This is a genomic window from Micromonospora sp. NBRC 110038 (assembly GCF_020884815.1).
In the GTDB taxonomy this organism is placed as follows: Bacteria; Actinomycetota; Actinomycetes; order Mycobacteriales; family Micromonosporaceae; genus Micromonospora; species Micromonospora haikouensis.
In genome coordinates, this window is record NZ_BBOL01000001.1 from 886,956 (window position 1) to 903,736 (window position 16,781).

General features: G+C 74.8%; 15 protein-coding genes and 1 riboswitch. Of the genes, 8 read left to right on the forward strand and 7 right to left on the reverse strand.

The genetic code is table 11. From position 1 onward, the window contains the following. Positions 1–8: 8 nt before the first annotated feature. Together LPU61_RS03755 and LPU61_RS03760 are read right to left on the reverse strand one after the other, a co-directional pair. The gene (locus tag LPU61_RS03755; protein ID WP_229404131.1) at positions 9–1,070 is read right to left on the reverse strand and encodes a sigma-70 family RNA polymerase sigma factor; all 1,062 of its coding nucleotides are present in this window, start codon (positions 1,068–1,070) and stop codon (positions 9–11) included. 68 nt (positions 1,071–1,138) lie between these two features. Then, positions 1,139–1,735 carry a GNAT family N-acetyltransferase gene (locus tag LPU61_RS03760; protein ID WP_043962426.1) on the reverse strand — a complete coding sequence of 199 codons (597 nt, stop codon included), beginning with the start codon at positions 1,733–1,735 and terminating at the stop codon, positions 1,139–1,141. A 35-nt stretch (positions 1,736–1,770) separates the two neighbouring features. On the opposite strand from LPU61_RS03760, the gene LPU61_RS03765 reads away from it, so the two are divergent. Then, positions 1,771–3,015: a glycosyltransferase family 87 protein gene (locus LPU61_RS03765; RefSeq protein ID WP_308102534.1), complete on the forward strand. Its 1,245-nt coding sequence runs from the start codon at positions 1,771–1,773 to the stop codon at positions 3,013–3,015. Here LPU61_RS03765 and LPU61_RS03770 read toward each other — a convergent pair. After that, positions 2,937–3,488, reverse strand: a complete 552-nt coding sequence (locus tag LPU61_RS03770; protein ID WP_229404133.1) for a GNAT family N-acetyltransferase — start codon at positions 3,486–3,488, stop codon at positions 2,937–2,939. The two genes, LPU61_RS03765 and LPU61_RS03770, sit on opposite strands and share 79 nt — an antisense overlap. A 79-nt stretch (positions 3,489–3,567) precedes the next feature. Here LPU61_RS03770 and LPU61_RS03775 point away from each other — a divergent pair, with 79 nt between their 5' ends. From LPU61_RS03775 to LPU61_RS03800, 6 genes are all read left to right on the forward strand, one after another. Next, a complete protein-coding gene (locus LPU61_RS03775; RefSeq protein ID WP_229404135.1) occupies positions 3,568–4,797 on the forward strand; it encodes a winged helix-turn-helix domain-containing protein in 1,230 nt (409 codons plus the stop codon). Next, positions 4,794–5,360, forward strand: a complete 567-nt coding sequence (locus LPU61_RS03780; protein ID WP_229404136.1) for a DUF2752 domain-containing protein — start codon at positions 4,794–4,796, stop codon at positions 5,358–5,360. Before LPU61_RS03775 ends, LPU61_RS03780 begins: the two co-directional genes overlap by 4 nt. Before the next feature lie 339 nt (positions 5,361–5,699). Next, positions 5,700–6,443, forward strand: coding sequence for an FAD-dependent thymidylate synthase (thyX, locus tag LPU61_RS03785; RefSeq protein ID WP_043964186.1), 744 nt, complete (start codon positions 5,700–5,702; stop codon positions 6,441–6,443). A 46-nt stretch (positions 6,444–6,489) separates the two neighbouring features. Beyond that, positions 6,490–7,413, forward strand: a complete 924-nt coding sequence (dapA, locus tag LPU61_RS03790; RefSeq protein ID WP_043962432.1) for a 4-hydroxy-tetrahydrodipicolinate synthase — start codon at positions 6,490–6,492, stop codon at positions 7,411–7,413. A 57-nt stretch (positions 7,414–7,470) separates the two neighbouring features. Next, entirely contained in the window at positions 7,471–9,159 is a 1,689-nt protein-coding gene (locus LPU61_RS03795; protein WP_043962433.1) for a ribonuclease J, read from the forward strand. Positions 9,160–9,380: 221 nt separating this feature from the next. Then, the gene (locus tag LPU61_RS03800) at positions 9,381–10,589 is read left to right on the forward strand and encodes a S1 family peptidase (RefSeq protein WP_229404138.1); all 1,209 of its coding nucleotides are present in this window, start codon (positions 9,381–9,383) and stop codon (positions 10,587–10,589) included. 54 nt (positions 10,590–10,643) lie between these two features. Here LPU61_RS03800 and LPU61_RS03805 read toward each other — a convergent pair whose 3' ends face one another. Together LPU61_RS03805 and LPU61_RS03810 are read right to left on the reverse strand one after the other, a co-directional pair. Further along, positions 10,644–12,350, reverse strand: coding sequence for a YbjN domain-containing protein (locus LPU61_RS03805; RefSeq protein WP_043962435.1), 1,707 nt, complete (start codon positions 12,348–12,350; stop codon positions 10,644–10,646). Further along, positions 12,347–12,826: a YbjN domain-containing protein gene (locus LPU61_RS03810; RefSeq protein ID WP_229404139.1), complete on the reverse strand. Its 480-nt coding sequence runs from the start codon at positions 12,824–12,826 to the stop codon at positions 12,347–12,349. The genes LPU61_RS03805 and LPU61_RS03810 overlap by 4 nt, the downstream gene beginning before the upstream one ends. 113 nt (positions 12,827–12,939) lie before the next feature. Between LPU61_RS03810 and LPU61_RS03815 the strand changes: the two genes are divergently transcribed. Next, a complete protein-coding gene (locus LPU61_RS03815; protein WP_043962437.1) occupies positions 12,940–15,408 on the forward strand; it encodes a DNA translocase FtsK in 2,469 nt (822 codons plus the stop codon). Positions 15,409–15,929: 521 nt separating this feature from the next. Here LPU61_RS03815 and LPU61_RS03820 read toward each other — a convergent pair. Next, positions 15,930–16,175, reverse strand: a complete 246-nt coding sequence (locus LPU61_RS03820) for a hypothetical protein (protein WP_043962438.1) — start codon at positions 16,173–16,175, stop codon at positions 15,930–15,932. Positions 16,176–16,264: 89 nt separating this feature from the next. Then, complete coding sequence (locus tag LPU61_RS03825; RefSeq protein WP_229404140.1) at positions 16,265–16,579, reverse strand: multidrug efflux SMR transporter; 315 nt, start codon at positions 16,577–16,579, stop codon at positions 16,265–16,267. A 66-nt stretch (positions 16,580–16,645) separates the two neighbouring features. Beyond that, positions 16,646–16,710, reverse strand: a riboswitch (guanidine-III (ykkC-III) riboswitch). Positions 16,711–16,781: the final 71 nt, after the last annotated feature.

Sequence of the window (16,781 nt, forward strand, 5' to 3'; positions counted from 1 at the left end):
GGGCCGGCTCAGGGCAGCCGGTCCGGCAGCCCGAACAGCGGGAACAGGGCCGGGTCGAGGAAGTAGTTGAGCCGGGCGACCCGGTCGCCGGAGCAGCCGACCAGCTGGATCGAGAACGGCCGGTGCCCGCCCGCCGGGTCCCGCCGGTACTGCGCGAACCCCGGGCCACCGTTGACCGCCACCGGGACCAGCCGGGAGCCCGCGCAGCCGGCCCCCGGGCCGGTCATCCAGCGCCCGATGTCACCCGCGCCGCGCAGCCAGAGCCGGTAGGGCGGCATGGTCTGCACGGCGTCGGCCCGCAGCAGCGCGACCAGCGCGTCGATGTCGTACCGCTCGAAGGCCCGCACGTAGCGGTCGAGCAGCTCGCGGTGCGCGGCGTCGAGGGCGGCGGCCGGCGGGTCGGCGTCGACGCCCCGGGCGGCCAGCGTCGCGCGGGCCCGCTGCAACGCGCTGTTGACCGCCGCCACGCTGGTGTCGAGCAGGCCGGCGACCTCGTCGGCCCGCCAGCGCAGCACGTCGCGCAGGATCAGCACCGCCCGCTGCCGGGGCGGCAGGTGCTGCAACGTGGCGACGAAGGCCAGCCGCACCGACTCCCGGGTCACCGCCACCTCCGCCGGATCCTCGCCGGCAGGCAGCACCCGGGCGTCGGGGGCCGGCCCGACCCACTCCCCGGCGGGCCGGGGCTCGCCCAGCGCCGACAGCACCGGCGCCGACGGCCCGGCGAGGTCGGTCGGGACCGCCCGGCGGGACCGGCCGCGCAGCAGGTCGAGGCACACGTTGGTGGCGATCCGGTAGACCCAGGTGCGGACGCTGGACCGGCCGTCGAAGGCGGCCAACCCCCGCCAGGCGCGCAGCAGCGTCTCCTGGACGGCGTCCTCCGCGTCGAAGGCCGAGCCGAGCATCCGGTAGCAGTAGCCGGTGAGCTCCACCCGGTGCCCCTCCAGGTGCTGCTCCGACGGCGGGTGCCGCTCCGACGGCCCGTGCTCCGGCCGGCCGTGCTCCTGCGGCCCGTGCTCCTGCGGCCCGGCCGGGGCCGGCGTCGCGTGGGCACGACTCGTCGACACGCTCATCCCGCCACCGTAGGCGGCACCACCGACATTCCCGGCAACCCCGACGCGCCGGGAGGCAGACCGCGTGGTCAGCCGGCGGCGGTGTCGCCCTCCGCCGCGCCCTCGGCGGGCACCGCCACGTGCAGCCGGAGCTGGTTGACCAGCATGTCGTCCACGTCGAGGGCCCGGGCCGCGCCGTCGGGCTCCCAGCCCGCGCCGGTGAGGAACTTCCGGGTCGCCGCGTCGGCGTCGAACGCCCACGCCACCGCCCGGTCGAAGCCGTCGGAGCGCCACAGGTCCACGCTCGCGGCCAGCAGCCGGCTGCCGTGCCCGCGCCGCCCCCAGCGCGGCTCGACCAGCAGGTCCGTCACCGCCACCACGCCGGACCCGAGCGCCTCGGCCGGCTCGTTCGGGGCGAGGGACTCGGCGTCGGCCGGCCCGGACGCGGCAAATCCCACCAGATACGATTGTTCGGCCTGTTCGACGGCGACGAGCACCCGGTGCGCGCCCGAGGGCGGCTCCTGCACCGCCGCGCTCCACCGCCTGGCGAGATACTCCTCGTCCAGGTTGTCGAGCACGTGCCGGGGCAGGATCCGGCGATACGCGACCCGCCAGGTCGCGAGCTGGATGCGTGCGATCTCGCCGGCGTCTTCCGGACGCGCCGGGCGGACGTACCCGAGAGCCATGGGACGGAAGCCTACGCAGGGCGAGGGAGGCCACGGTGGCGCAGGGTGCCAAACGGACGATCGGGCAGGTCGCCGCGGTGGTCGGGCTCGCCGTCGCGGTGACCGCGTTCCTGTCCGTGGCGGCCGTGCGGCACGGCTTCTTCGACCTGAAGGTCTACTACGGCGCGCTCCACTTCTGGGTGCACGACGGCGGGGAGATCTACGACTTCCTCAAGCCCGGCACCCAGTACGGCTTCACCTACCCGCCGTTCGCCGCCCTGGTCATGCTGCCGATGGCCCTCCTGCCGTGGCCGGCCGCGATCGTGGTGAGCGTGACCGCGTCCGTGGTGACCAGCGCCGTGCTGATCTGGTGGCTGATCGCCCCGGTCGCCCACCGCTGCGGCTGGACCGGCTGGTTCGCCCTCGCCGTGGCGCTCTGCCTGGCCGCCGCGTTCGAGCCGATGCGCGAGACGGTCAACTTCGGCCAGGTCAACATGCTGCTGCTGTTCCTCGTCGCGGTGGACCTGCTGCGGCTGCTGCCGGCGGGCAACCGCTGGGCGGGAGTGGGCATCGGGCTGGCCACCGCGATCAAGCTGACCCCGGGGATCTTCCTCGTCTACCTGCTGGTCACCGGCCGCTGGCGGGCCGCCCTGACCGCCGCCGGCACGGCCGCCGGGGCGACCCTCGTCGCCGCCGCGCTCTTCCCCGACGCGTCCCGCGAGTTCTGGACCTCCGCGCTGTGGAACACCGGCCGCGTCGGCGAGCTGGCGTTCGTGTCGAACCAGTCGCTGCAGGGCGTGGTCGCCCGGCTCAGCCCCGAGCACCCCAGCACCGTGGCCTGGCTGGCGCTGGTGTTCGCCACCCTCGCCGTCTGGGCGTGGCGCTCGCGGGCCGCCGCGAAGGCCGGCGACGAGGCCACCGGCCTGGCCCTGACCGGCGCGCTGATGTGCCTGGTCAGCCCCGTGACCTGGGTGCACCACCTGGTCTGGCTGCTGCCGGGGCTGATCCTGCTGGTCGACAACGGCACCGCGGCCCCCGCGCGCAGTCGCCGGCGCCGCGTCCTGCTGGCCGCCGCGATCATCGGGTACGCCCTGCTGTGCAGCCGCATCGTCTGGGCCTGGGAGAAGGACTTCACCGGCATCGACGGCTTCCTCGGCAGCAACACCTACGTCTGGATCAGCCTCGCCCTGCTGCTGTTCCTGCCCGTGCGCCGCCCGGCGGGTCAGCCGTCGAGCAGCCCCGCGTACCTCAGCTCGACCAGCCCCAGCGGGGGTGCCCCGCCGGCCAGCGGCACCGGGTAGGTGGTCCGCTCGCCGTCCGGCGACAGCCCGGCCCGCTCGTAGAAGCGCCGGGCCCGCCGGTTGTCCCGCAACACCCACAGCCGGTACGCCGTCCAGCCCCGCCCGGCCAGCCGCTGCTTCGCCGCCGCCAGCAGCCGCCCGGCCGTCCCGTCGCCCCAGTGCGCCCGCTCGACGTACATGGTGAGCACCTCGCCGAGCGTGTGGTCGAGGTCGGCCCGGTCCTGGTTGTTGCGGTACGGGCCGAACGTGGTGAACCCGATCACCGCGCCGTCGCGCTCGGCGAGCAGCGTGGTGAACGGGTGCTCCGGGTCGGCCGTGCCCACGTCCCGGCGGCGCTGCGCCCAGGCCGCCACGTTGAGCCGGGCCAGCACCTCCGCCGGCATGAACCCGGCGTAGCCGTCCTGCCAGCCGTGCACGTGCACCCGGGCCACCGCCTCGGCGTCGTCCGGCTCCTCGGGGCGGATGATCAGCATGCGTCCGTTGTATGCCCCGGTGGCCGTGACGTCCAGCCAGCCGCACCGGTGTCGTACCCCTGGATTAGGGTGCCCGACGATGACCGCGCCGGAATCGCTCTCGCTCGCCCAGGCCCGCCGGGTGGCCCTGGCCGCCCAGGGCTTCGCCGACCCGCCGCCGGTCGGCCTGCCCACCCGCCGGCACCTGCGCCGGGTGCTCGACCGGGTCGGGCTGATCCAGATGGACTCGGTCAACGTGCTGCAGCGGGCGCACTACCTGCCCCTCTACAGTCGGCTCGGGCCCTACCCGACGACCCTGCTCGACGCCGCCGCCTACCGCCGCCCCCGCGAGCTGTTCGAATACTGGGGGCACGAGGCGTCGCTGGTGCCCGTCGGGCTGCACGCGGCGCTGCGCTGGCGGATGGCCAAGGCCCGCGACGAGGCGTGGGGCGGGATGCGCCGCATCGCGCAGGAGCAGCCCGAGCTGGTGGCGTGGGTGCGCGACGAGGTCGCCGCCCGGGGCCCGCTCACCGCCGCCGAGATCGAGCACGACGCGCCCCGGGAGACCGGCAACTGGGGCTGGAACTGGTCGACCGTGAAGCGGGCGCTGGAGTTCCTCTTCTGGGCCGGCGAGGTCACCGCCGCCGACCGCACCCCCTCGTTCGCCCGCCGCTACGACCTGCCCGAGCGGGTGCTGCCGGCCGCCGCGCTGGACGCGCCCACCCCGACCGACGCCGAGGCGCACCGCGCCCTGGTCGCGATCGCCGCCCGCTCGCTCGGCGTCGCCGCCGAGCCGGAGCTGCGCGACTACTTCCGGCTGCCCGTCGCCGGGGCCCGCCGGGCGGTCGCCGAGCTGGTCGAGGCGGGTGAGCTGACCCCGGTCACGGTCGAGGGCTGGCGGCACCCGGCCTACCTGCACGCCGCCGCCCGGCTGCCCCGCTGGGTGCGGGGCAACACCCTGGTCAGCCCGTTCGACCCGCTGGTGTGGGAGCGGGGCCGCACCGAGCGGCTGTTCGGCTTCGCCTACCGCATCGAGATCTACGTCCCGGCCCCGCAGCGGGTCCACGGCTACTACGTGCTGCCGTTCCTGCAGGGGGAGCGGTTCACCGCCCGGGTCGACCTCAAGGCCGACCGCAAGGCCGGCGTGCTGCTGGTGCCGGCCGCCTGGGCCGAGCCGGGCGTCGACGCGGGGGAGACGGCGGTGGCCCTGGCCGCCGAGCTGCACCGCCTGGCCGGCTGGCTGGGGCTGAGCGCGGTCGCCCCGCCCGCCGCCGGTGACCTGGCCGTTCCGCTGGCCGCCGCGCTGAGGAGCGTGGCCGGTGTACCGTGAGCGGCGTGACGAGCGTCGACGGCCCGGCGGCCCCGCACCCGCACCCGCACCCTGACGCGCAGGCGCCCGCGCCCGCGCCGGGGGAGTGGCCGCCGGGGGCGTACCCGGTGGCGGAGCCCGACCGGCTGACCCGCCTCGTGATGCGGGTGCACGCCCGGTCGCCGCGCTGGGCGGCCCCCCTGGCCGCGCTCGGCTGCGTCGGCCTCGGCATGGCGTACGCGCTGCTCAGCGACCCGACCCGGGCCGCGCCCGACGCCGCGCCCACCTGCCTGCTGAAGCTCACCACCGGGCTGGACTGTCCGGGCTGCGGCGGCACCCGCGCGCTGTGGTACGTGCTGCACGGCGACCTGCCGGCCGCCGCCCGGCACCACTTCGTCTTCGTCTTCGCGCTGCCCTTCCTGACCTACCTGTTCGTCGCCTGGGCGGGCCGGCAGGCGTTCGGCTGGCGGCTGCCGCAGCCCCAGGTCAGCTCGAAGGTGATCGGCGGCTTCCTGGCCCTGTGGCTGGCCTTCTCGGTGGCCCGCAACCTGCCCTGGGCCCCCTTCACCTCCCTCTACGTCTGACCGGTCCTGTGTCCGGCCCGGCGGGCAGCCTGCCGCGCGCCTGCGCGATCGGGTGCGGAGCCTGCGGGCCATAGCGAGCTGAGTCGTTTACGACATCACCGCCGCCCACGGGCCGCCCCCGACTCCGGCCCCGCCCCGATCCGGACCTCGGATCTCGGACCTCGGCCACGGACCCGACCCTGACCCTGATGTCGTAAATGACTCAGCTCCCTAGGCGGAAAACCGGAACGGTCCCGCCGGGCGGGCGACGCGCCGGGCCGGGGGTGACCGCCGTTGCACCGGGCGCGCCCGGCTTGGGCGGGCGACCGCCGGACCACTACAGTCCCTGGCATGCCGGAGATGGTGCAGCCCCAGGTCAAGCTCGTCGCGTGGACCCAGTTCCAGGCCCCGGACGACGTGCCGTGGTCGACCGACGCCGAGGGCGGCCAGGCGCTCGCCGAGTTCGCCGGCCGGGCCTGCTACCAGAGCTGGTCCAAGCCGAACCCGGCCACCGCCACCAACGCCGGCTACCTGGCGCACATCCTGGAGGTGGGGCACCTGTCGGTGCTGGAGCACGGCTCGGTGAGCTTCTACTTCACCGGGGTGTCCCGCTCGTTCACCCACGAGCTGATCCGGCACCGGCACTTCTCCTACTCCCAGCTCTCCCAGCGGTACGTCCCCGAGCGCGACGCCGCGATGGTCGAGCCGGCGGTGATCGCCGACGACCCGGAGCTGCACAAGCGGTTCGTCGAGGCCGCCGAGGCGAGCGTGCGGGCGTACACCGAGCTGCTGGAGGGCCTGGAGCAGCGCTTCTCCGACGAGCCCAACCCGACGCTGCGCCGCAAGCAGGCCCGGCAGGCGGCCCGCGCGGTGCTGCCCAACGCGACCGAGACGCGGATCGTGGTCACCGGCAACTACCGGGCCTGGCGGCACTTCGTCGCGATGCGGGCCACCGAGCACGCCGACGTGGAGATCCGCGAGCTGGCCGTGGAGTGCCTGCGTCAGCTCCAGCGGGTCGCCCCGAACGTGTTCGCCGACTTCGTCATCTCCACGCTGCCCGACGGCACGGAGGTGGCGGCCAGCCCGCTCGCCGAGCTGTCCTGAACCCTTCCCCACCGGCCCGCCGGTGGTCGTCCGCTAGGTTGTGAGCATGACGCACGACCACCCTGTTGCCGCCGACCGGGCGGTGTCCCGCCCGTTCGGCCGAGTGCTCACGGCCATGGTGACCCCGTTCACCTCCGACGGTTCCCTGGACCTCGACGGCGCCGTACGCCTCGCGAACCACCTCGTCGACGAGCAGGGCAACGACGCGCTCGTGCTCAACGGCACCACCGGCGAGTCGCCCACCACCACCGACGCGGAGAAGGAACGCCTGATCCGGGCCGTGGTGGAGGCGATCGGCGACCGGGCGAGGGTGGTCGCCGGGGTCGGCACCAACGACACCCGGCACACCATCGAGCTGGCCGCGTCGGCCGAGAAGGCCGGCGCGCACGGCCTGCTGGTGGTGACCCCGTACTACAACAAGCCGCCGCAGAGCGGGCTGGTCCGGCACTTCACCGCCGTCGCGGACGCCACCGGGCTGCCGATCATGCTCTACGACATCCCGCACCGCTCCGGGGTGCCGATCGAGACCGAGACCCTGGTCCGGCTCGCCGAGCACGACCGCATCGTCGCGGTCAAGGACGCCAAGGGTGACCTCACCGCGACCTCGTGGGTGACCAGCCGCACCGACCTGGCCTTCTACAGCGGGGAGGACTCCCTCGTCCTGCCCGCGCTGGCGGTCGGCTGCGTCGGGGTCGTCGGCACCTCGACCCACTTCACCGGTGCGCTCACCCAGCGGATGATCGAGGCGTACGACGCGGGCGACCCCGGCACCGCGCTCGCCCTGCACCGGCGGCTGCTGCCCCTGTTCACCGGCGTCTTCCGCACCCAGGGCACCATCCTGGTCAAGGCGGGCCTGGCGGCCCTGGGCCTGCCGGCCGGCCCGGTGCGGCCCCCGCTGGTGGACGCCACCCCCGACGAGATCGCCCAGCTGCGCGCGGACTGCGCGGCGGCGGGTCTGGAGCTCCCCTGACATGACCGAACGACACGACGGACGCCGGGCCACGGCGTCGCAGAATGAGGTGGACGCGTGACCGAGGCGCACAACGAGGGCGAACTGCCCCCGCCGCTGCCGGAGGGCGGCCTGCGGATCATCCCGCTCGGCGGGCTCGGCGCCATCGGTCGGAACATGACCGTCTTCGAGTACGACGGCAAGCTGCTCATCGTCGACTGCGGGGTGCTCTTCCCCGACGTCGAGCAACCGGGCGTGGACCTGATCCTGCCCGACTTCGGGCCGATCCTGGACCGGCTCGCCGACGTGCAGGCGATCGTGCTCACCCACGGCCACGAGGACCACATCGGCGCGGTGCCGTACCTGCTCGCCCACAAGCCGGACATCCCGCTGGTCGGCTCGCAGTTCACCCTCGCCCTGGTCGAGGCGAAGCTGGCCGAGCGGCGCATCCAGCCGTACACGCTGACCGTGCGGGAGGGCGGCCGGGAGCGGCTCGGCCCGTTCGAGTGCGAGTTCTTCGCCGTCAACCACTCGATCCCCGACGCCCTCGCGGTGGCCATCCGCACCCCCGCCGGCCTGGTGCTGCACACCGGCGACTTCAAGATGGACCAGCTCCCCCTGGACGGCCGGATCACCGACCTGGCCGGCTTCGCCCGGCTGGGCGCGGAGGGCGTCGACCTGCTGCTGTCGGACTCCACGAACGCGGAGATCCCCGGCTTCGTCACCCCGGAACGGGAGATCGGGCCGGTCCTCGACTCGATCTTCGCGAAGGCGCGCGGCCGGATCATCGTCGCGTCGTTCGCCTCGCACGTGCACCGGGTGCAGCAGGTCTTCGACTCGGCCGTCGAGCACGGCCGCAAGGTGGCGCTGATCGGCCGCTCGATGGTCCGCAACATGGGCATCGCCCGGGACCTCGGCCTGCTCAACATCCCCGCCGGCCTGGTGATCAGCATCGAGGAGGCCACGGCGCTGCCGCCGGAGCAGATCGTGCTGATGTCCACCGGCTCGCAGGGCGAGCCGATGAGCGCGCTCGGCCGGATGGCCAGCGGCGACCACCGGCACATCACCATCGCCCCCGGCGACACGGTGGTGCTGGCGTCCTCGCTGGTGCCCGGCAACGAGACCTCGGTCTACCGGGTGATCAACCGGCTGGCCCGGGCCGGCGCGGTGGTCGTGCACAAGGACGTGGCGAAGGTCCACGTCTCCGGCCACGCCCCCGCCGGTGAGCTGCTCTACCTGCTCAACGTGACCCGCCCGAGCAACCTGATGCCGGTGCACGGCGAGTGGCGGCACCTGCGGGCCCACGCCCGCCTCGGCATCGAGTCCGGGGTCGCCCCGGACCGGGTGGTGCTCTGCGAGGACGGCGACGTGGTCGACCTGGTCGAGGGCCGCGCCAGCCTCGTCGGCCACGTCAAGAGCCGGTACGTCTACGTCGACGGCCTCGCCGTGGGCGACGTCAGCGAGTCCCTGCTCACGGAGCGGCGGATCCTCGGCGACGGCGGGTTCATCGCCACCACCGTCGTGGTCGACTCGGTCACCGGCAAGGTCGTGGGCGGCCCCACCGTCTCGGCGAAGGGCTTCTCGGAGGACCCGGAGGCGTTCAACCCGGTCGTGCCGCTGGTGACCGAGGCGCTGAACCGGGCCGCCGCCGACGGCATCACCGACCCGCACCAGCTCCAGCAGATCGTCCGGCGCACCGTCGGCCGGTGGGTCAACGACAAGTACCGCCGCCGGCCCATGATCGTGCCGACGGTCGTCGAGGTCTGACGCCCGCACCGCCGCGTTCCGCGCGTACCGACGCCGGCCCACCCCCGAGCGGTGGGCCGGCGTCGGCGCTTCTCCCGCCGGCCTGGGGTACGGACACCGACGCCGCAGGGTTCAACGCCGACGGGGAAAATTGTTCCGGGTCGATCGTTCAACCATCCGGCGGTTTGTCCCGTACTCCGTCGCGGCAGGCGTACCCGCGCCGGCCGGGAGGAGCGTGGCGGATGGACCGCAGACGGATGACAGCCATCGGCGTACTGGTGGTGGCGGCGGGAGCGGCGGCGGTCGTGGCCCTGCCGTCGTTCGCCGGGGAAGGTGCCGCGCCGCCGGCCGGGGACTCCGGGCGGGCCACCGCCCCGGCCGGGGTGGACCAGAAGGTCGTGGACGCGATGAGCCGCGACCTGCGGCTCACCCGCGAGCAGGCGACGCAGCGGCTGAAGACCGAGCGCTGGGCCGCCGGCACCGTCGAGAAGCTCCGGACCGAGCTGGGCGAGGACTACGGCGGCGCCTGGCTCAGCGCCGACGGCCGTACCCTGACCGTCGCGGTCGCCGACCCCGGACGGGCCGACGCCGTGCGCGCGGCCGGCGCGGTGCCCAAGCAGGTCGCCCGGGGCGTGGGGGAGCTGGACACCATGAAGACCCGGCTCGACCGGTCCGGCGGCGCGGTCGGCCGGGCCGTCACCGGCTGGTACGTCGACGCGCCCACCAACTCCGTCGTGGTGGTGGCCCGGGCGGGCCAGGAGGCGGCCGGTCGCCGGTTCGCGGCGGCCAGCGGGCTGCCGGCGTCGGCGGTGCGGGTGGTCGGCTCGACGCGGGCCCCCCGGCTGCTCGCGGACCTCCAGGGCGGCGACGCCTACCTCATCAACGGCAACTCCCGCTGCTCGGTCGGCTTCGCCGTGGTCGGCGGCTTCGTCACCGCCGGGCACTGCGGCCAGGCCGGCGACCGCACCACCGGGGTCGACGGCTCGCCGCAGGGCGTCTTCGCCGCGTCGTCCTTCCCCCGCGACGACTGGGGCGTCGTGCGGGTCACCGGCGACTTCCAGCCGCAGCCCGTGGTGAACGACTTCAACGGGGGCGCGGTGCCCGTCAACGGCTCGCAGGAGGCCCCCGTCGGTGCCTCGATCTGCCGCTCCGGCTCCACCACCGGGGCGTTCTGCGGGGTGATCCAGGCGAAGAACGCGACGGTCAACTACCCGGAGGGCACGGTCACCGGGCTGACCCAGACCAACGTCTGCGCCGAGCCGGGCGACTCCGGCGGGTCGTGGATCTCCGGTGACCAGGCGCAGGGGGTCACCTCGGGCGGGGCGGGCGACTGCACCGTCGGCGGGGTCACCTTCTTCCAGCCCGTCAACGAGATCCTCCAGGTCAACGGGCTGACCCTGGTCACCGCCGACGGTGGCAACACCCTGGGCGGTCGCCGGGCGCGGCGCTGAGGACCCGCCCCTGGGCCCTTGCCCTGACCGGCCCGGCACCACCACGCGGGCCGGTCAGGGCAGCGCCGCGACCGCCTCCGCGTACGCGACGCCGGTGGCCACGGCCGCGGTGACCAGCACGTCGAGCTGGGTGGGGGCCACCCCGTGGGCCAGGTCCGTGGTCACGTCGCCGGCCAGCACCAGCTCCCCGCTGCCGTCGTCGTGCGCGTACGCCTTCGGCAGCAGCCGGTCGTGGTTCCAGGCGTTGCAGAAGGCGTACGCCTCCGCGCGCCGCCCCGCCGCCAGCCGTCGGACGGCCAGCACCCGGGCGTGCAGGATCTCGCCCCGCTCGCCGGCCTGCCGGAACTCGATCACCGCCGGACCCCACCGCCCGACCACCGCCGGGCCGCGCATCGTCCAGGCGTCGCCGCGCCGGTCCAGGGCCTCGGTGACCAGGGCGACGGTCAGCGCCCCCACCTCGTCCCCGGCCAGCTCCCGTCCGGCCTCCCGCCCCGCCGGCCCGCTGCCGCCGCCCGTGCCCTCGCTGCCGCCACCGTCGGGGCCGCCGTCGTCGGCCGCCTCGTCGGCGGGCAGCGGCACCACCGGACCGGCGACCGGCCGCTCGGCCAGCAGGGCCGCGATCCGGCCGGACTGGTGCCCGGTGCCGTTGCGGGCGTCGAAGCTGCCGGCGAGCCCCGTCGCCAGTTCGGCGAGCAGCCCGCCGAGCCGGGCCACGTCGATGTCGTCGCCGGCCCGACCGGCCCCCCGCCCGGCGGGGGCGGCGGGTCCGGGCATCCGTCGGTCGCCCCGCCCCGACTCGGCGGCGAGGGCGCACAGCAGCGCCCCGGCGGCGGCGAACTCCATCGCGGCCAGGTCGTCGGACGGGCGGTCCAGCCGGGGCAGCTGCTCGGCGAGGATGTCCAGCCCTCGGTCCAGGTGCCCGCCCAGCGCGCAGAACCGCAGGTGCGCGGCGAGCTGCCCGAACGCCGTCCGTTCCCGCCGGTGCCGCCGGTACGCCGTGACGTGCGCCCGGCCCGCCCGTTCCGGCTCGCCGGCGCGCAGCAGCGGCAGTAGCGCCCCGGCCAGCGCCCGCTCCGGCTGGTCGGTGCAGTACGCCCCGCCGCCCCCGGCTGTCCCGGCCCCGCCAGCTCCGGCTGTCCCGGCCCCGCCAATCTCGGCCGGGGCCGCCGCCGTCGGGCCATCGACGATCGGGCGCAGCTCGGCCAGCGCCGCCGCCCAGTCACCCCAGCCGGCCAGCAGGTCGGCGCGGCGCGACGGAGCGCAGGCCGGACAGCCGGCGGCCGGGTCGGCGGGGGCGGTGCGCCAGCGGTCGTACCAGCGGCGGGCCTCCGGCTCGTCGCCGAGGTGGTCGGCGAGGCGGCAGCGCAGCTCGGCCACCACATCGGTCACCGCCGCAGGCTGGGCCAGGTCGTCCAGCGCCGCGCGGGTCTGGCCCAGGCCGACCCGGGGCGTGCCGAACGCGGCCTCGACCGCGAAGCGCTGGTAGCGGCGCAGCTCGGCGGCCCGCTCGGCGGTGGCGTCCGCGGAGGCGGCGTCGAGCAGCTCCCGACAGCGGCGGACCGGCTCGAACAGCCGCCACCGCTCGCCCCGCCGCAGATACAGGTCCATCAGCGCGAACCGGGCGTCCAGCCCGGTGGCCAGGTCGCCGGCCGCGTCGGCGGCCGACGCGATCCGGTCCAGCTCGACGGCGCGTTCCTCCCCGTCGGGCAGGTCCCCGGCGGCGGCCAGCCGGTCGGCCCACGGGCTCGGCTGCCCGGTCATGGCCGCGCCCCGCCCGCGAGCTGCCCGACTGCGGCGGCGAGCTGGCAGCCGGTCGAGATGCCACAGTCGAGCAACTGGTCGAGCTGGTGCGGGGTCACCCCGCGCTCCAGGTCGGCGATCACCTCGCCGCAGACCAGGGCCCGCCCGTCGTCGTCGACGTGCACGAAAGCCTTGGGCCAGTACCGGTCGTGGTTCCACGAGTTGCAGAAGGCGTGCAGGGTCGGCACGTACTCGATCGGGAAGGTCGGCGCGGTTATCGTGCGCACCTGGAGGATCTCGCCGCCCGCCCCCATCCGCAGGAACCAGACGAGCGCGTCGTCCCAGCGGCCCAGCAGCCGGCCCGCCGGATCCGCCGCCACCGCGTACCCCCGACGGCGCAGCACGGCCGCGATCAGCTCGTCGGTCAGCGGCCGCAACGCCCCGGGGTGCCCGGCCAGGGGGCCGTCCGGGCCGTCCTCGATCTCGGGCGACGCCATCGGGCATCCCTTCTGAGGCGAATAACACAACAGGCGGCGTCGCCCGTGCTGCGACGCGCGGACACGACCCGGAAAAGCGGCGATCCGCCGGGTCCCGCCGTTACGGTGACTCTATGGCGGGCCGTACCTCTCAGGCGAGCCGGCGACGCGGCGCGTCGCCGCGCGGCACCACGAACAGTCGTGCCCGTCAGCCGGCGAAGAAGACCACCAAGGCGGCGCCCCGGCGGCGCACCGCCCCCCGGCCGGGGCCGGCCGTCCACGTAGGCCGGGCGATCGGTGCGGTGTGGATGGGGCTCGCGCACGGCGTCGGCTGGGCGGTGCGGGCCGCCGGCCGGCAGGCCGCCTCGGCCCGCGACCTCGACCCGGAGCACCGCCGCGACGGCGCGGGCCTGCTGCTGCTCGGGCTCTCCCTGCTCAGCGCGGTGGCCCTCTGGTTCTCCGGTGCCGGCCCGGTGGGTGCCCGGCTCGCCGACACCGTGCGGCTCTTCCTCGGCGCGATCTCGATCGTCGTCCCGGTGCTGCTGTCGATCGGGGCGTGGCGGCTGATGCGCACGCCGTCCGACCCGGAGCACCGGGGGCGGGGCCTGGTCGGCTGGGGGTCCATGCTGGTCGCCACCGCCGCGATGCTGCACATCGGACAGAACCCGGTGGACCCGGTCCAGCGTGACTACGCGGGCGGCCTGATCGGCGCGGGCGTCGGCAACGTGCTGGAGACCGCGGTGACCGCCTGGGTGGCCGTGCCGCTGCTGCTCCTGCTGCTGGTCTTCGGCCTGCTGGTGGTCACCGCGACGCCGATCAACAAGATTCCGGAGCGGCTCGGGCTGCTCGCCGGCGCGGTGGTCGGCCCGCCGCCGGCCGCCGAGGAGGCCGAGGCGGAGCCCGTCGAGAAGAAGCCGGCCCGCCGCCGCCCGGCCAAGCGCGCCGCGCCGCCGCTGCCGGACCCGGACGACTTCGACGAGGAGGCGTACGAGGGCGCCGACCTCCAGGAGACCGTGGTGCTGCCCCGCAAGCCCCCGGCGAAGGTGCCCGCCACCCGCAAGCCGGTCGAGCCGCCGGAGCACTCGCCGCCGCCCACCCGGGCGGAGCAGCTCGCGCTCACCGGCCTGGCCGGCGACTACACGCTGCCCCCGGCCAACCTGCTCAGCGGCGGGGCCGCCCCGAAGACCCGCAGCAAGGCCAACGACGAGGTCATCGCCGCCCTCACCGGCGTGTTCGACCAGTTCGGCGTCGACGCCGAGGTCACCGGCTTCACCCGGGGGCCGACGGTCACCCGGTACGAGGTGGAGCTGGGCCCGGGCGTGAAGGTCGAGCGGATCACCCAGCTCTCCCGCAACATCGCGTACGCGGTGAAGTCTCCGGACGTACGCATCCTCAGCCCGATCCCGGGCAAGAGCGCGGTCGGCGTGGAGATCCCGAACACCGACCCGGAGAACGTGGCGCTCGGCGACGTGCTGCGCTCCCGCGCCGCCACCAGCGACCACCACCCGATGGTGGTGGCGCTCGGCAAGGACATCGAGGGCGGCTTCGTGGTGGCCAACCTCGCGAAGATGCCGCACATCCTGATCGCCGGGGCCACCGGCGCCGGCAAGTCGAGCTGCCTCAACTCACTGCTGGTGTCCATTCTCACCCGGGCCACCCCGGACGAGGTGCGGCTGCTGCTGATCGACCCGAAGCGCGTCGAGATGACCGGCTACGAGGGCATCCCGCACCTGGTCACCCCGATCGTGACCAACGCGAAGAAGGCGGCCGACTCGCTGGAGTGGGTCGTCCGCGAGATGGACATGCGCTACGACGACCTCGCCGCGAACGGGGTCCGGCACATCGACGACTTCAACCGCAAGGTGCGCACGGGGGAGATCAAGGCCCCGCCGGGCAGCGAGCGGGAGATGCGGCCGTACCCGTACCTGCTGGTGATCGTGGATGAGCTGGCGGACCTGATGATGGTCGCGCCGCGCGACGTGGAGGACTCGGTCGTGCGGATCACGCAGCTCGCCCGGGCGGCCGGCATCCACCTGGTGCTGGCCACCCAGCGGCCGAGCGTGGACGTGGTCACCGGCCTGATCAAGGCCAACGTGCCGTCCCGGCTGGCGTTCGCCACCTCGTCGCTGGCCGACTCGCGGGTCATCCTCGACCAGCCGGGCGCGGAGAAGCTGCTGGGGCGCGGCGACGGGCTCTTCCTGCCGATGGGCGCGTCGAAGCCGATCCGCATCCAGGGCGCCTGGGTCACCGAGCGCGAGATCGCCGACGTGGTGAAGTTCTGCAAGGACCAGCGGGAGCCGGAGTTCCGCCCGGACGTGCTGGCCCCGGCGCAGGACAACAAGAAGAAGATCGACGAGGAGATCGGCGACGACCTGGACCTGCTGGTGCAGGCGGTCGAGCTGGTGGTCACCTCGCAGTTCGGCTCGACGTCGATGCTCCAGCGCAAGCTGCGGGTCGGCTTCGCCAAGGCCGGCCGGTTGATGGACCTCATGGAGACCCGGGGCGTGGTCGGCCCGTCGGAGGGCTCCAAGGCCCGCGACGTGCTGGTCAAGCCGGACGAGCTGGAGGAGGTCCTCGCCGGCCTCGGCGGCGCGGACGACTGACCCGCCCGCCGGACCCCTTCCCGAGCCCTCCCCGGCCCGGCACTTCGGCGCTGCCCTGCTCTCGTCCTCCACCGGCGTGGCCGGGCACCGCCCTGAGCCCCGCTTCTCCGGTTGCCGGCCCCGACGCGGGCCGACCGAGATCGCTCACTGTGGGTGACGGATCTGTCGATCTGACTCAGGGTCATGTTCAGTTCGGCGCGCCGGACTCGCCGCGCGCCCTTTGCTCTGCACCCAGGGACGCATCACCCCCTTGACCAGCAGATCTGTGAAATCGGCGGGCGGCGGGAAGGAGTGGACGATCGCGCTGCGTGAACTGTTGCGTATCCGGGTGCAGAGCAAAGGGAGCGAAGGAGGTGGTGGCGTCGAGCGGGGCGGTTGCTGCGTGTCACGATCCGGGGCGGGTGGAGCACGGCCACCCGCTGCCGCCGGCCGCCCGCGCCGACGAGGGGCCCGCCGGGAATCCGGCGGGCCCCTTCGGTCGCGGGCGGGTGCGCTGTGGCGCTGTGGCGTGGGCTGGGTGCTCAGGCGTTCAGGATCACCGCGCTGAGGATCATGCCGAGCACGGCGCCGGCCACGCTGGCGGCGGCGGCGTACCAGCCGAGCGGCTTGTCGCCGAGGACCGCGCCGACCACGCCGAGGATCACGCCGAGCAGGCCGAAGATCACCGGCGACACGAAGACCGCGAGGGCGGCGAAGACGAACGCGACGATGGTGCAGATCCGGGCGGCGTTGGTGCGCGGGCGGGTGGTGGCGTGGGTGTCGGCCATGACGTCCTCCGTGGTGAGCCTCGTTCTACCGTCGATCGATCACTACCCACCGGCGCCGGAAACTACGCATCCCGGTCAGCGGAAGACCTTCAGTGGAAGACCTTGAGGCCGACCACCCCGGCGACGACCAGCAGCAGGCAGATGATGCGGGGCAGGCTCGCCGACTCGTGCAGCGCCAGCATGCCGACCAGCGCGGTGCCGACCGCGCCGATGCCCACCCAGACCGCGTAGCCGGTGCCGACGGGGATCTCGCGCAGCGCGTACGCCAGGCCGGCCATGCTGAGCACCAGCGCGACCGCGAACACGACCGACGGCACGAGCCGGGTGAAGCCGGCGCTGCGGTCGAGGGCGACCGCCCACGCGGTCTCGAGAAGTCCGGAGATCACCAGCACGATCCAGGCCATGGCGCGACACCTCTGCTTCGACGCCCGGACCTGCGGTGTCGGGGCGAGTGGGGCTGGGTACTGACACGTGAGGCGTCTTGGCCTGACCGGGTACGCCCACCACTCGTCCGGGGCGACCCCGGGGCCGCCGCGACGACGTTAGCACCGGCCGGGCGGTGCCGGGGGTGAGCCCGGCCACCACGGATTGACTTCAATCTGACTT

Coding starts and splice junctions, on each gene's coding strand:
- LPU61_RS03755 (WP_229404131.1), bottom strand. CDS start 1,070: ATGAGCGTGTCGACGAGTCGTGCCCACGCGACGCCGGCCCCGGCCGGG.
- LPU61_RS03760 (WP_043962426.1), bottom strand. CDS start 1,735: ATGGCTCTCGGGTACGTCCGCCCGGCGCGTCCGGAAGACGCCGGCGAG.
- LPU61_RS03770 (WP_229404133.1), bottom strand. CDS start 3,488: ATGCTGATCATCCGCCCCGAGGAGCCGGACGACGCCGAGGCGGTGGCC.
- LPU61_RS03775 (WP_229404135.1), top strand. CDS start 3,568: ATGACCGCGCCGGAATCGCTCTCGCTCGCCCAGGCCCGCCGGGTGGCC.
- thyX (WP_043964186.1), top strand. CDS start 5,700: ATGGTGCAGCCCCAGGTCAAGCTCGTCGCGTGGACCCAGTTCCAGGCC.
- dapA (WP_043962432.1), top strand. CDS start 6,490: ATGACGCACGACCACCCTGTTGCCGCCGACCGGGCGGTGTCCCGCCCG.
- LPU61_RS03800 (WP_229404138.1), top strand. CDS start 9,381: ATGGACCGCAGACGGATGACAGCCATCGGCGTACTGGTGGTGGCGGCG.
- LPU61_RS03805 (WP_043962435.1), bottom strand. CDS start 12,350: ATGACCGGGCAGCCGAGCCCGTGGGCCGACCGGCTGGCCGCCGCCGGG.
- LPU61_RS03810 (WP_229404139.1), bottom strand. CDS start 12,826: ATGGCGTCGCCCGAGATCGAGGACGGCCCGGACGGCCCCCTGGCCGGG.
- LPU61_RS03815 (WP_043962437.1), top strand. CDS start 12,940: ATGGCGGGCCGTACCTCTCAGGCGAGCCGGCGACGCGGCGCGTCGCCG.
- LPU61_RS03820 (WP_043962438.1), bottom strand. CDS start 16,175: ATGGCCGACACCCACGCCACCACCCGCCCGCGCACCAACGCCGCCCGG.
- LPU61_RS03825 (WP_229404140.1), bottom strand. CDS start 16,579: ATGGCCTGGATCGTGCTGGTGATCTCCGGACTTCTCGAGACCGCGTGG.